Here is a 13,596-nt window from a genome sequence, read left to right on the forward strand (position 1 = left end):
TACATTGCTCTCTCGAGCTGGTGCAGGGATCGCTGGTACTAACCGTCGCCCCCGGGTCAGGCCGGCCGCAGAGACCGGACCGGTGCACTGTCAAAATGCTCCGCCAGCTCCGCCATTGCCTCATCGAAAGTCACCACCGGACGGTATCCCAGCAGGCGTTTTGCCTTCATTGAGGAAAATTCGTTTGGACCACCCATCAAACGGTAGGATTGTCGCGTTACCACCGGGCGCTCCTGTTGTCGGCGAAGACGACCCATCCACTCGAGCACCGGAGCCAGTCCCCGCGCCAGCCAATTCGGTACAGAAGTCGGGCCAGGCGCCCCTGCCACTTCGGCCAGGTTTCCGAGATACGTTTTCCAGGTGATACCGAAACCATCGGCAGCAACAAAAATGTCGCCGTTGGACCAGTTCGAGCGAGCTGCTGCGATAAGTAGAGCGACCAGGTTTTTTACGTTTACGAGCCCCGCATCCCAGTCGCCACGACCAAGAAGGCAGGCTTGTTCCTGATGAAGCATATCGACCATCAGGTTTACCCAGGGACCGCTACCAACACCAAACACATTCCCAGGGCGCACGATCGTCGCCCGGAGGCTACGCTTCTGCACTGCCTCAAGAGTGACTCGCTCCTGCTCCTGCTTTGCAAACTCGTAGGGGGAAGTCGGCCGGCCTACCGGGCTGTCTTCATCCAGTGCACCTTTTGCCAGCGCACTCGCATAAGCACAAACGCTGGTGGTCACTACAAAATGCGCGTCCCAGTCCAACGCGAGGTCAATCGCCTGACGGGTGCCACCAACGGTGATGTCCACATGGGTCTGCTGCGCGCCCCAGTCACTGACCACCGCTGCCAGGTGAAAAATCACATCGACTTTGCCGATTTCCGAACCCAAGCCGCGGAGCTCGCGAACATCACCGGTGACTACACGGACCCGTTCGCCCCACTCGGAGGGGATCGGTTCTCCCGGCATCATCAGTGCGACGACCGATATATCGTCCTCAAGTAACGCCCGCACGAGGTGACGACCGATAAACCCACCAGCACCGGTAACAAACGCAGAATCCAGAATGCTCACATGCGGGCTCCGTTATTCGCCAACCACGATCATGTTGTCACAGTTCTTACCTTCCGCCTCACACAAGGCGCGATAGAGATTCATTACAGTCTTTGCGTCCAGCACGCTGGTGACATTGCCGTCGTCGTCGATGTTGACATTACTACCGAAGATCGCGAACCAGACATCCGCCTCTTCGGTCGCGTCATCGGCCACGGTCAGGGTGTGTACAGAGTGAGCCGGCTCGAAGAGGTAGGAGCCCGCCTTGTTGATCTTGTCCGGGTATTCCTTGTAGAACCACTCGCCGGACTTGGTAAAGGCAAATACCGGACCTGTGTGATAGTGGGTATCCACACAGAAGCCGGGCTTGAAGCGGCTACGAATCACCCACAGATTCTGGTTCAGGTCGATATGCAGCACCTGCAAAAATGAACCATCCGGCAGGCTCACCCAGGGAAGGTCTGCCTCCTGCAACAGAACGGCTTCGCGGGCATCATCGCGGGATACCACACCACCTGACTGCATCGCCGCCAGCATTTCCAAAACAGGGGTCTTTGCTTCACTCATCGCCTTGCCTCTCTCATCGGTGGGACTGTGTTCGTCCCTAATTCTGAGCAGCCAGTCTAGGTAATCTGGCGTCGGTCTAACTTGACTTTTTGCGAACCAAAGTTGATATTTTACGAACCTCCGATACACGCAGGCTCCCCTATTCACGATGTTTCTGATTCGCAGCGGTGCTATCGAACGCTACGAGCAACTGGTCAGCCAGCTGGGACACAACCCCAACGAACTGCTCGCCAGAGTCGGCCTGACAGCGGCGCAGATACGCCAGCCCAATAGCTATATCTCCTACCCCCGCCTCGCCGACCTGCTGGACCTGACGGCGCAGCGCTGTGGTGAGCCCCTGTTCGGCTTACGGCTCGCTGCCGGGCAAAGTATGCTGGCATTGGGAGAGATGGCTTTGTCATCCTCGCAGCAGGCAACGATCGAAAGTGTTGTCGCCTACGCACAGCAGCATATCGGGCTACATGCTTACGGCGTCGACGTAACCCAGAAGATCAATGGAGAGCAGCTGGAGTTACAGCTGAGTTTCAACTTCAGTAATGAAAGTGGTCTTCTGCAACTGATGCAGCTCAGTGCCGGGCAGGCTTTCAATATCCTGTGGCAATTGGTGCAGGGGGCGGGGACATCGCTGAAGATCCATCTATTGCAGGCCGAGCCGGAGGGCGAATACTGGCAGTCGGAGAGATATGCCGAGCGGCTGGTTTTCAGCAGTCACTTTTGCGGAATCAGCTTTCCCGCCAGCTGGCTGCCCCGCAAGCCCACTCCCAACGAAGATCTGATTCGTGAACATTTCCGCGAGCGAATCCATCAGCTCGAATCACTTTACCCGGATAACCTGGAAGCCCAGGTACGCCATGTGATCAGTAACTTACTGGCGAGTGGAGAGTGCGATATCGAGCGGGTAGCGGCCACGCTGGACCTGCACCCGCGTGTTTTGCAGAAGAAGCTTCAAACCCGTGGAGTAACCTTCCGGGAACTTCTGCAGGAGACCCGCATGGAAATTGCGGAACTGAACCTCCGATTTGGGCAACAGTCCATCACCGATCTGGCTCTGAACCTGGGCTACGCCGATGTGTCCATTTTCAGTCGCAACTTCAAGCGCTGGACCGGCCTGTCGCCACGTCAGTGGCAACAGCAAAACCGGGAGAATGGCGACAGCTGACAGTGCACAGTTAGTGGCTCCGGTGCGCGGCTGCACCTCGCCCGCTCTTCGTAACAACTGCATATTCGTGCATTGCCGACGCTATGGCATCAAACAAGGGACCGGCCCATTGCCGTCCGGCCTCGATGGAACCTGCCTGCTCAACAATATCGATCGCCCGGGAAACCTCCATGATGGTAACGGCAGGCCCGTACTCCGCCGCACGCTCGATGAGGGGATGCCAGGCCGCCGACGAACCCTCTACATCCGAATGCCCTCCTCGAACCCGCGCACCGCGATTGCCCAAATTCACCTTTTTGTAAAAAGGCGCGACGTGTCGCTGGATAATCGCTTCCCAGTTCTCATCACGAGGATTGGTTCCCGTCACCAGCATCTGCGCACCGGGCAGCGGGTTCTGGATATTGGGATTGTGAGCATCAGCGGTCAGTAGCACCGTCTGAATATTGCGGTTGCCCTTGTGCAGCCCGGCAATGAAGTGCTCAAACGCCTGATAACCATCCAGGTTCTCGCCGTAATCACTGATCGACGGGGTAAAAACCACAAACCCCAGTTTGCAGAGTCTCCTGGCCATCTCTGCCTGGGTAATCAGGTTCCACTGCTGTCCGATCAACTGGTCATCGACCTGGGCCCCGGGCATCATCCCGCCTGGCCTGGTGTACTGCATAGGCAGCACCGCAATGGGTCGGCTGGTTTTCACCTCGATCGCGGCGACATCGGCATGGGTCCAGTTATCACCCGTATAGTTGAACCGGACCTGATAGTGTCCTTTCCCTTTGGTGTAAGTGAACTCTCGTTCCTCATCGACAATGCGCGTCGGTGGTAAGGCTCCACCACAGGCACTGTCATCAGGAAAAGCGATCGCAGAAAAGGCGGGTAGCAGGCTGCACAGCAGCGAAGCGAGGCAGAGTGATTTTCTCATGGGTTCCCTGTCAGCTACGGAAACGGGTGGGTACAGCTCAGGGTAAAAGAAAAGTCTACCAGCAGTTATATGACCGCTGGTAGATAGAATTTATCGCAATGGCCGATGGGCAGTGTATTTTTTGACCACGAGGGGCTCTAGCCTATTTGCCGACGCTCTCTGCGCTGCTGCCGCTTTTCCTTGCGCTCCGCTCTCAGCTGTTCCAGCTCTGCCCGCTGTTCCTGCGTCAGGATTGCCGCCAACGCCTCCCGCTGTTCATGCTTCAATTGTGCCCGGGCAATCTGGACCTGCCCCAGCTGCTCCGCCAGACGGGCCAGCGTAGCTTCATCTGCGCCAGCGGCGATCGCATCACTGATCTGCCCGCGCAACTGTCGATACTCGCCGCGCAAATCCTGATAATCCTCTCGATGCTCCTGGCGATGGGCTTTGATCCGGGCAATTTGCTCGTCAGTGAGATCGAGCTCACTGGCCAGATGGACAAAAGCCCGATGCTTTGAGTGATGCTGGCCGGCCTTCTCTGCAAAGGCAAAGCCGGAAACCGGAATTGCGATGGTCGCTGCCAGGACGACTGAACCTGCGAATTGTTGCCAGTTCTTCATAGGGCATTCCCCTGTGTTTGCTTTTGGTAGGAGAATGCTAGGCCAGCTCCGGGTAAAGAGGGGTAAGCACGGGTAAGCAACCATCAAGAAGAGTAAGCCGCTCTCTTTTAGCCCACGGAGTAGGCGAGTATCTGGCTGATCTCATTGAGGCTGCGCTTGGACTCACTCTGCCATTGGGTTAGTGCCTCCTGCACAGCGGTCAGATCCTTTTTAGACGAGGGTGACTTCAATACCACCCCTTCTCGTACCAGTGCCAGAACCATATCTGGAGAGAATATCGGCGAGTCCACCCCCATGCGCCGCAAAAAAATCTGTCCGGTGCGACCGCCGAGCCGCGAGCCGCCCTTCTGCAACGCTCGAAGATTCTCCACATAACTGGTCGGTTCCCAGCTCGCAAAGTAGTTGCCCAGTCCATTGTGGGACCGCGAAAGCTCGAAAAAAAAAGTCGCGTTGTCACGGATAGCTTTGGTTTTTGCCCAATGGCGGATCATGCCATCTTGCTTCATGACATCCTCCAGCCCCTCATCCGGCATAAAGGCGCAATGGTGCAGGTCAAAGCCATGAAAAATTTCCTCAATGCGGGACCACTTTTTTCGAACCACCGTCCAGTTGAACCCCGCTTGCATCACCGCCCGGGACGCTTCCGACAGCCAGCGATCGTCGGGAACCTTGCGTAACACAGCTTTGGATTTGGGTTTGGCTAACTCGGCATCCAGCGCCTTGCGGCTGCCAAAGCGCTCGATTACCGGTGCCTCTATATCATCGAATGACCGCATTCGTCGCTCCCTATTCCGTACTCAGTTCCTCAACGGATTATGCCGCAAAGCGGCCCCGGTAGGCCCGCCGAAAAGACCGCCATTCCGGCTAACCGGGCCCACGGGAGCTGTAGGAATCAGGATTGAGCGAATCAGCCAGCGGCCCTGTCTCACTTTAACCTGCCCCGCGAGAGCCACAGCATATAACCTACGCTGAATTCAGTAGTCCAGGTAACTAGCAGAGGGACGCTCTCATGCAGATCGGTGAACCCAGACGCGTCGCCATTGTCGGCGCCAACCGCATTCCGTTTGCACGCTCCAATACGGCCTATGCCGATCTCAGCAACCAGACCATGCTCACCGACACCCTGCGCGGGCTCATCGAGAAATGCGGCCTGAAGGGCGAGAAGCTCGGCGAGGTAGCTGGCGGTGCGGTGCAGAAACACGCCAGCGACTGGAATCTGGTGCGGGAATCGGTACTTGGCTGCGGACTGGACCCGCATACGCCCGCGTATGATATCCAGCAGGCCTGCGGCACCAGCCTCGAAGCCACCATTCTGGTCGCGAACAAGATTGCCCTCGGGCAGATCGATTGCGGCATTGCCTGCGGCACGGATACAACCTCAGATATTCCCATGGGGGCCAGCCACGACCTTCGTCGCGCGCTGGTAAAACTCAACGCCGCCCGCACCACCGGAGACCGGCTCAAAGCCGCCCTCAAACTGCTGAACCCGAAACACCTGGTGCCCGAAATGCCCACCGGGGCCGAACCCCGCACCGGCAAGACCATGGGCCAGCACGCCCAGATCACAGCGAAGAAATTCGGTATCAGCCGTGAGGCCCAGGACGAGCTGGCACTGGCCAGCCACCAGAACCTGGCCGAGGCCTATGACGCGGGTTTCTTCGATGATCTGGTGATGCCCTACCACGGGCTGAAAAGGGATAACAACCTGCGTGCAGATGCGACGCTGGAGAAGATGGCCAAACTGAAACCCGCCTTCGACCGCGAACACGGCACCATTACCGCCGCCAATGCCACCCCCTTCACCGATGGTGCTTCCGCGGTGCTGCTGGCGAGCGAGGACTGGGCCAGGGAGCGGGACCTTCCCATTCTCGCTTACATCACTTCCGGCGAGGTTGCCGCCGTTGACTACGTAGACGGCAACGAGGGGTTGCTGATGGGGGGCGCCTACGCCATTCCGCGCATGCTGGCCAAGCGCGGCCTCTCCCTGCAGGACTTCGATTACTACGAGATTCACGAGGCTTTCGCCGCGGTGGTGCTGTGCACACTGGCGGCGCTGGAATCCGATGAATTCTGCCGTGAAAAGCTCGGGCTCGAGCAGGCTCTCGGCAGCATCGACCGCAGCAAGCTCAATGTGAAAGGCAGCTCCATCGCCACCGGTCACCCCTTTGCTGCCACCGGCGGACGAATCGTTGCCACCCTGGCAAAGATTCTCAATGAAAAGGGCTCCGGCCGTGGGCTGATCTCCGTCTGTGCCGCCGGCGGCCAGGCGGTGACCGCCATCCTTGAAAAATAACCAGTGAACAATAAAAAAGTTTTATGTCCGACCTGTTGAAACAACTGAACAGCAACCCGATGACCGGCTGGCTGGCAAAATCGATCGGCCTGCCGAACCCCGTCACCCTCGCCCGTGAAAATGGTCCCTACCAGCCACAGCCGTTCAGCGGTAAACGTGCGCTGCTGGTAAGCACTACGAATGGCTACCTGGAGGCACCCCTGCGTGAGCTGCTCGAGGCTGCCGATGCCGAGATTCTGCGTGCCGACGAGTTAGCAGAACAGGAGCGCATCGACATGCTGGTCGTGGATGGCAGTGGTTGTCAGTCCCCCGGGGATTACACGGCGCTTTACGAAAGGCTGCACCCCATCGTGCGCCGCATTGCCACCAATGGCCGGGTTTTACTGCTGGCACCACATCCAGAAGAGGCAGCAAATGCAGTCGCCTCCGGGGTTGCGCGGGGCCTGGAGGGCTTCAGCCGCTCTCTCGGCAAGGAACTGGGCCCCAGAGGCATCACCGTCAACCTGGCCTATGTGGCCCGCAACGCCGGCGATCGGCTCGATATGCTGTTGCGTTTTTTCTGCGGTCCCCAGACTGCATATGTGTCCGGCCAGGCGATCACCGTAACCGCACACACCAAGTCCCCGGCGGAGCTACCCTGCGAGCAATTGCTGGCCGGCAAGGTTGCCCTGGTAACCGGTGCCGCCCGAGGTATCGGCCTGTCGACAGCACAGCGCTTGCGCCAGGAAGGTGCCCAGGTGATCTGCCTGGATATTCCCGCCGCCTCAGAGGAACTGGAGAGGGTCGCCCGGGAGATGGGTGCCGAGGCGCTGGCGCTGGATATCTCGGCCGCTGATGCACCGGCAAAGCTGCTGGAGTTTGTCCGCGAGCAATTTGGTGGAGTGGATATCCTGGTCCATAACGCCGGTATTACCCGCGATAAGACGCTCGGCAAAATGCCGGAGCATTTCTGGCAGCAGGTTATGCAGGTCAACCTGGAGGCGATCGTTGCTATCGACCAGGCACTACTGGATGCGCAATTGATCCGGGAGCACGGGCGACTGGTCTATCTGTCCTCCATGAGTGGGGTGGCGGGCAACTTCGGCCAGACCAACTACGCCACCACCAAGGCCGCACTGATTGGCTACGTGGCTGCGCTGGGGCCGGCGCTGGCCGAACGCGGCATCTGTGCCAATGCGGTGGCGCCAGGCTTTATCGAAACCGCCATGACAGATGCCATGCCGTTTGTTACCCGAGAAGCCGGCCGGCGTCTCAACTCCCTCAAACAGGGCGGCCAGCCACGGGATGTGGCCGAATTGGTCTGTTTTCTCTCCTCACCGGGTGCTTACGGGGTTAACGGCAATACGATCCGCGTATGCGGTCAGGGATTGATCGGGGCCTGACGGCCGATCACTTAAGTAGCGTTGAGGCAGAGTATGCCCAACGCTTCTCCCGGCTCCCCGCGGTAGGTGTCGAGGAAATGGCACCTGCCCACCTGAATCGGCATGGGCACATAGGTGTGCCCCATGTAAACACCGCTGATTCCCTCGATCTCGAACGGCGCCAACTGCCTCGCGGTACCCTGTGCGATCCACTCATTAATATGCGGAGATTGCCGCTGGGCAAAAATCTGCTGCTTGTTGTCTTCGGACTCCAGAAACTCGCTGTAGAGCCTCAGCACCAGCGTCCGGTTCCACAGCAGATTCTGCGCCGCGTATTCAACCGCGTGACTGGTAAGTGGTGCGCCGGAGAGCCATTCCCCTTCCATTGCCAATAGCTGATCAGTCACTTGGTCCCAGCTGCCCCTCGGCACATTGGCGTGCACCAGGCCAACCCGCCCGTGTGGCGTCTCGATTTCGATCGCCCAGGGCCATTTACGTGCCAGGTCTACGTACTGTTTCCGCAATGACGGGGCCGACTCGTAGAACCAGTGGCCGCCATTCGACAAGTGCAGATCGGCATCCGCCGGATCCTCAAACCCTGCAATCATCATCGCTTCGTGGTTACCGAGCACGCTAAAACAGCTCTGCTGGTCCACCAGACCGAGCATCGTCTCACTCTCGGGGCCACGATCCACGATATCGCCGACGCAGAACAGCCTGTCTACGGCAGAGTCAAAACCCAGTCGATTCAGCTGCCGTTGCAGCTGGGAATAGTGTCCGTGCACATCACCGACGACAAAGTCCCTGCCACTGGTGTTCGCACCTACTTGCAGGAGCGTACCCATCGGGCGCCCTCATATAACGGTCAATAACTAGGGCAAGCCTAGTTGTGGCCAGGGGTACGGGGAGGGAGCGGGCGCCCCCAGCGATCATTGAGCTGTCAGGAAAGCGGCAACCGCGATACTTCTGAGTCGGCTCGAAGTCCGCCAGGTTCGAACCGACTGCAGCATTCTTTTTTCGCCGGCAGCTAGTCGCCTTGAGGCTCGGTGTGCATTCGACGCTCGATCTGGCCGTCATCGAGCGGCGGGATTTTTCGTTTGAGGTGCTTATATTCTGTATGAGCCTCGATGATCCTGTCCGCATAATTCTCATGGGTGAACAGAATCCTATGGCCATTTGGAGTGCCCACTAATCGATTGATACTGCTATAGCTACCGTGCATCTGTGCCTTGATCCAGGTGACCACCGCCACATTCGGGTCAATCTCGTCAGCAGAAGCAACCACAGAGGGATCATAAACTTTTCCCCGTTGTACTCTACTGCCCGGATAGCGCCTTGTTGCCAGACGCTGATTATGGCGCGCGAAGATGTAATTCAGGTATTCGGGAAAGGGGGCGTCATACAAAGTGAAATCGGTGATGGAGAAATAACGCTGCTCGTCAAAAGCGAAATACTGGCCACCGATATTGATAGGTTGCAGACCGTACTTACGCATGAAGGCATCGACCTGCCGACCATCCATCGCCGCAGCAAACTCAATATAAAAGCTGCGCTGTGCCTCAGGCTGATTTCTCAGTGCGGCTTGCAGCTCAGCAATATCGTCCGGTTTTTCCAGCGTGGCAGCGGTGGATCGCAGTGAAAAAGCCAGCAGTAAAAAATACAGAATCACCTTCAGACTTTTCATCAAGACAGCTCCTTCTGCCTATGGAATCTCACAAGGTTAACAGCTGGCCCCCGGGGCCAGCCAAACCGGCTTCAACATTCCGGTCGAAATCCCTATCAGGTCAGCAGCAACCAACTCATCCCGGCAATAATCAACGAGGCCAGCACGCTGAGTACCGCACCCTCGCGCACCATATCCTGCATCCTCACCACACCGGTGCCGTAGGCAATGGCGTTCGGGGCCGTGGCGACCGGCAACATGAATGCACAGCTGGCGCACATGGCGGCCGGGATCATCAGTACCATGGGATCGAAACCCGCAGATTCCGCGGCGACGGCAAGGATCGGCATCAGCAGCGTGGCGGTAGCGGTATTGCTGGTGATCTCGGTCAGGAAAGTAACCGAAAGGCACAGCAGGACCAGCATCAGCCACAGGGGCATGGCGGTGAGGAAGGAGAGCCCATTGCCCAACATGTCACTGAGACCTGAGGCGGCAAAGCCCTTGGCGATTGCGATACCACCAGCGAACAGCAGCAACATGCCCCAGGGAATGTTCTCTGCGGTCTGCCAGTCCATCAACCGTCCGCCCCTGCCATCGGGTACCAGGAATAGCAGTACCACTGCGCCCAGAGCCACGGTGCTGTCTCCGGCACCCTCAATGCCCAGCCAGCCGCTCCAGCCACCGAAGGGTTCACTGCGGGTAACCCAGGCGAGAATGGCAATACCGAATACTGCGAGTGTCCGTACCTCTTCCGGACGCCAGTCCCCCACGGTAGGCGGCTCGATGGTCTTGTCGAGGTGGACGCTGCGAGTGAGCCACAGGGCCATAATGGGCAGCGTCACCAGCACTACCGGCACACCGATAAACAGCCATTGCAGAAAACTGAAGCCCCGCCCGGTGACCTCCTCATATATACCCATAAAGATCACATTTGGCGGAGTACCGATAGGGCTCCCCACTCCACCGAGACTGGCGGCGTAGGCAATGCCGAGTACCAGCGCGACCGTCAGTTTGCGGTTTTCCACCCGCGACAGAATCGCGAGGGCTATGGGCAGCATCATCAGGGTGGTGGCGGTGTTGGAAATCCACATGCTGAGCAGCCCAGCTGCGAGCATAAACCCCAGCACCAGCCGCCGCCCGCTGGACACCCCCACAATGCGCAGCATGTAGAGCGCGAGACGCTCGTGGGCGCCACTCTTTTCCAGCGCCTTGGACAGCATAAAGGCGCCCATCAACAGCAGAATGACATGGCTGCCCAGAGAAGAGGCCACCAGTTTGTGGTCCGCCACACCAAAGAGCGGCAGCAGCACAAAAGGCACCAACGAGGTGGCAGGAATCGGCAGTGCCTCGGTGATCCACCAGACCACGGTCAGCAGGGTAATCGCGGCTGTCACGGCCGGCAGATAGGGCATGCCCACAGCATCGAGTAACCAGAAGAAAGCAAAAGCCAAAACCGGACCGATAACAATGAAGTGCTGCCGCGATAATGCCATTGGAGATTCCTTTGCTGCCGTGGAGCCGGCCTTCTTATATTTCTTTAACGACTGCCGGGAGGTGATGCACTCGACGCCCCGCGCGCCCGAGATACCGGAGGTCGCAGCCCAAATGGGCCCATAGGGTAACGCAATTCAGCACGGGAGTTCTCCCTGCGTGAGGGCATTCAGGTCTCTCAAAGCACGCGACGGGCGTCCTGAATCTCCGCCTACCTTGGTGCAGCTATCCTTATACAGAAGTACCTATATCAGTATCCTCAGGGAGCACGAAGACAATGCGTAGCAGCTCTGCCCATACCGGCTATCGGCTTCTTGTTGCACTTACCGGCCTCATTGTATCCGCAGGCATTGCGGTGGCGGACATGACCGGCCCGTCTTTTGACTGCAGCGAGGTGGAAGCGGGCAGCATGGAAGCCATGGTCTGCCAGGACGAGGCACTGGCAGAGCTGGATCGCAAACTTGCACAGGTCTACGCTGCGGCCAGTGAGAAGGCGGAGAACGAACACCCCCCGATTCTCAGGGCCGAGCAGCGCGGTTGGATCAAAGGTCGCAACGAGTGCTGGAAGAGTGACGACAAGCGTGCCTGTGTGGAGGAGAGCTACCGTCAGCGCATCGCCGAGCTGCAGGCGCGCTACCGCCTGGTGCCCTCAAGGGGGCCCGTGGCCTTTGCCTGCGACGGTAACCCGGCCAACGAACTGGTGGTGACCTATTTCGAGACAGATCCGCCCACGCTGATTGCCGAGCGCGGGGATAGAGTTTCACTGATGTATCTGCAGCCAGAAGCCGATGGGACCAGATACCAGGGCCGCAATGAAACCCTGTGGGAGGAGCAGGAAAAGTTGCGCATCACCTGGGGATTTGGGGCGGAAGAGATTCGCTGTGAGCCAAAAACGGAGCAATAACTCCCGCAACCCGTTATAACCGGAAAGCCAGCGCCCCAACCGGAGAATTATTGGTCAAATTACAGCCTACCTTTATAATCGCCGCCCTTCTCCGCTGTCCGTCAAAGCTGTATCCATGACCAAACCCTCCGCGCTGGCCCTTCTGCCCCTCGCCGTTTTTCTCGCCCTGTTCGTCGGCACAGGCCTCTGGTTCCAGGCCCAGGGGGTGGAGTTTGCCTTCTACCAGGTGTCGGCACCGGTGGCGATCCTGCCTGCCATTGCCCTGGCCATCTGGCTGGCCCGGGGATCACTGAACGAGCGTATCGAGACTTTTGTCCGCGGCGTGGGCGATCACACCATTGTGACCATGGTCCTGATCTACCTGCTGGCAGGTGGATTTGCCAGTGTGGCCAAGGCGGTTGGCGGGGTGGATGCAACGGTCAACTTCGGCCTCAGCGTGATCCCTCCGGCAATGGTACTGCCGGGGCTGTTCGTCATCACCGCCTTCGTGGCCACCGCCATGGGCACTTCCATGGGCACCGTTGCCGCCATTGCGCCCATCGCCGTAGGCGTTGCGGACGCCACGGACCTGCCGCTGTTACTGACCGTCGGCACGGTGGTGGGCGGAGCCATGTTCGGCGACAACCTGTCGATCATCAGCGACACCACCATTGCCGCCACCCGCACCCAGAATGTCGACATGCGGGACAAGTTCCGCATGAACTTCCGCATCGCGCTGCCGGCAGCACTGCTGGCAATGATCTGGCTCTACTCCCAGAGCTCCACCGCCGTGGTGGAAGCCCCTGGCGATTATGAACTGCTGCGGGTATTGCCTTACGTCGCCGTCCTGACCATGGCGATCCTGGGTGTCAACGTGCTGCTGGTGCTGTTCGCCGGCATCCTCCTGGCAGGGGCCGTCGGCCTGGGTCTGCAGCCCGATTACACCCTGGTGAGCCTGTCCAAGGACGTGTATGCGGGCTACACCAATATGCAGGAAATTCTCATCCTGTCCCTGTTGATCGGTGGCCTCGGGGCCATGATGAAATCCGGCGGCGGGCTGATCTGGCTTGCTGGAGTCATCGACCGCATCACTCGCCTGGGCGGCCGAGAGGCCCACGGGCCCCGCACCGGTGAACTGAGTATCGGGCTCGCGGTGGCAGCCACCAATGTGTGCGTTGCCAACAATACCGTTGCCATCCTGCTGAATGGTGAGCTGGCAAAGGATATCGCCGCCCGCTACGGTGTTGACCCGCGCCGCAGCGCCAGCCTGCTGGATATCTTTTCCTGCGCCGTGCAGGGGCTGCTGCCCTGGGGCGCGCAGATACTGCTGGCCTCCTCACTGGCAAAGGTCTCTCCCCTCTCGCTGGTAGCCTCCATTCAGTACTGCTGGCTGCTGGGGCTGGCAGCGCTGGTGTCGATTTTCCTGAGGCGGGCAAAGCGTGTACGCACCCAGCAACCTGTGACCGCTGTAGAGTCCTCCTGATCGCCAATACCCGGGGACGCGGGTTGCCCTTACAGCAATCCGCCCCAACCACGCAGCCGTGCCGCTACCTTTCCCGCTGAAAAAACGCCATCATGCAGGCACAATGACTTCTCAGCCTGTAGCCAAAAG

At 58.9% G+C, this 13,596-nt stretch carries 13 protein-coding genes; 5 read left to right on the top strand and 8 right to left on the bottom strand.

What is annotated here, in order from left to right:
- Positions 1-56: 56 nt before the first annotated feature.
- Together AUP74_RS16410 and AUP74_RS16415 are read right to left on the bottom strand one after the other, a co-directional pair.
- Positions 57-1,070, bottom strand: a complete 1,014-nt coding sequence (locus tag AUP74_RS16410) for an NAD-dependent epimerase/dehydratase family protein (RefSeq protein WP_069948502.1) — start codon at positions 1,068-1,070, stop codon at positions 57-59.
- Positions 1,071-1,082: 12 nt separating this feature from the next.
- Positions 1,083-1,616, bottom strand: a complete 534-nt coding sequence (locus AUP74_RS16415) for a 2,4'-dihydroxyacetophenone dioxygenase family protein (protein ID WP_226999832.1) — start codon at positions 1,614-1,616, stop codon at positions 1,083-1,085.
- A 148-nt stretch (positions 1,617-1,764) separates the two neighbouring features.
- Between AUP74_RS16415 and AUP74_RS16420 the strand changes: the two genes are divergently transcribed.
- Positions 1,765-2,775, top strand: coding sequence for an AraC family transcriptional regulator (locus AUP74_RS16420; RefSeq protein ID WP_069948503.1), 1,011 nt, complete (start codon positions 1,765-1,767; stop codon positions 2,773-2,775).
- A 10-nt stretch (positions 2,776-2,785) separates the two neighbouring features.
- Here AUP74_RS16420 and AUP74_RS16425 read toward each other — a convergent pair whose 3' ends face one another.
- From AUP74_RS16425 to AUP74_RS16435, 3 genes are all read right to left on the bottom strand, one after another.
- Complete coding sequence (locus AUP74_RS16425) at positions 2,786-3,694, bottom strand: hypothetical protein (RefSeq protein WP_069948504.1); 909 nt, start codon at positions 3,692-3,694, stop codon at positions 2,786-2,788.
- 137 nt (positions 3,695-3,831) lie between these two features.
- Positions 3,832-4,293: a Spy/CpxP family protein refolding chaperone gene (locus AUP74_RS16430; RefSeq protein ID WP_069948505.1), complete on the bottom strand. Its 462-nt coding sequence runs from the start codon at positions 4,291-4,293 to the stop codon at positions 3,832-3,834.
- Positions 4,294-4,400: 107 nt separating this feature from the next.
- Complete coding sequence (locus AUP74_RS16435) at positions 4,401-5,069, bottom strand: DNA-3-methyladenine glycosylase I (protein ID WP_069948506.1); 669 nt, start codon at positions 5,067-5,069, stop codon at positions 4,401-4,403.
- A gap of 233 nt (positions 5,070-5,302) precedes the next feature.
- Between AUP74_RS16435 and AUP74_RS16440 the strand changes: the two genes are divergently transcribed.
- Positions 5,303-6,586 (top strand): acetyl-CoA C-acetyltransferase, encoded by a 1,284-nt coding sequence (locus AUP74_RS16440; RefSeq protein WP_069948507.1) that lies wholly within the window; start codon positions 5,303-5,305, stop codon positions 6,584-6,586.
- A gap of 23 nt (positions 6,587-6,609) precedes the next feature.
- The gene (locus tag AUP74_RS16445; RefSeq protein WP_069948508.1) at positions 6,610-7,968 is read left to right on the top strand and encodes a 3-oxoacyl-ACP reductase; all 1,359 of its coding nucleotides are present in this window, start codon (positions 6,610-6,612) and stop codon (positions 7,966-7,968) included.
- An 11-nt stretch (positions 7,969-7,979) separates the two neighbouring features.
- Here the strand turns inward: AUP74_RS16445 and AUP74_RS16450 are convergent, their stop codons facing one another.
- The 3 genes from AUP74_RS16450 to AUP74_RS16460 all read right to left on the bottom strand — a co-directional run bounded on the left by AUP74_RS16450 (position 7,980) and on the right by AUP74_RS16460 (position 11,103).
- On the bottom strand, positions 7,980-8,792 hold the full coding sequence (locus AUP74_RS16450) for a metallophosphoesterase (protein WP_069948509.1): 813 nt from the start codon (positions 8,790-8,792) through the stop codon (positions 7,980-7,982).
- Between the two features lie 182 nt (positions 8,793-8,974).
- The gene (locus AUP74_RS16455; RefSeq protein WP_069948510.1) at positions 8,975-9,631 is read right to left on the bottom strand and encodes a hypothetical protein; all 657 of its coding nucleotides are present in this window, start codon (positions 9,629-9,631) and stop codon (positions 8,975-8,977) included.
- A gap of 95 nt (positions 9,632-9,726) precedes the next feature.
- Positions 9,727-11,103 carry an SLC13 family permease gene (locus AUP74_RS16460; RefSeq protein WP_069948511.1) on the bottom strand — a complete coding sequence of 459 codons (1,377 nt, stop codon included), beginning with the start codon at positions 11,101-11,103 and terminating at the stop codon, positions 9,727-9,729.
- Positions 11,104-11,378: 275 nt separating this feature from the next.
- Here AUP74_RS16460 and AUP74_RS16465 point away from each other — a divergent pair, with 275 nt between their 5' ends.
- Both AUP74_RS16465 and AUP74_RS16470 read left to right on the top strand, forming a co-directional pair.
- The gene (locus tag AUP74_RS16465; protein ID WP_069948512.1) at positions 11,379-12,005 is read left to right on the top strand and encodes an MliC family protein; all 627 of its coding nucleotides are present in this window, start codon (positions 11,379-11,381) and stop codon (positions 12,003-12,005) included.
- Between the two features lie 115 nt (positions 12,006-12,120).
- Entirely contained in the window at positions 12,121-13,467 is a 1,347-nt protein-coding gene (locus AUP74_RS16470) for a Na+/H+ antiporter NhaC family protein (protein ID WP_069948513.1), read from the top strand.
- Positions 13,468-13,596: the final 129 nt, after the last annotated feature.

This window comes from Microbulbifer aggregans (genome assembly GCF_001750105.1).
GTDB lineage: Bacteria > Pseudomonadota > Gammaproteobacteria > Pseudomonadales > Cellvibrionaceae > Microbulbifer > Microbulbifer aggregans.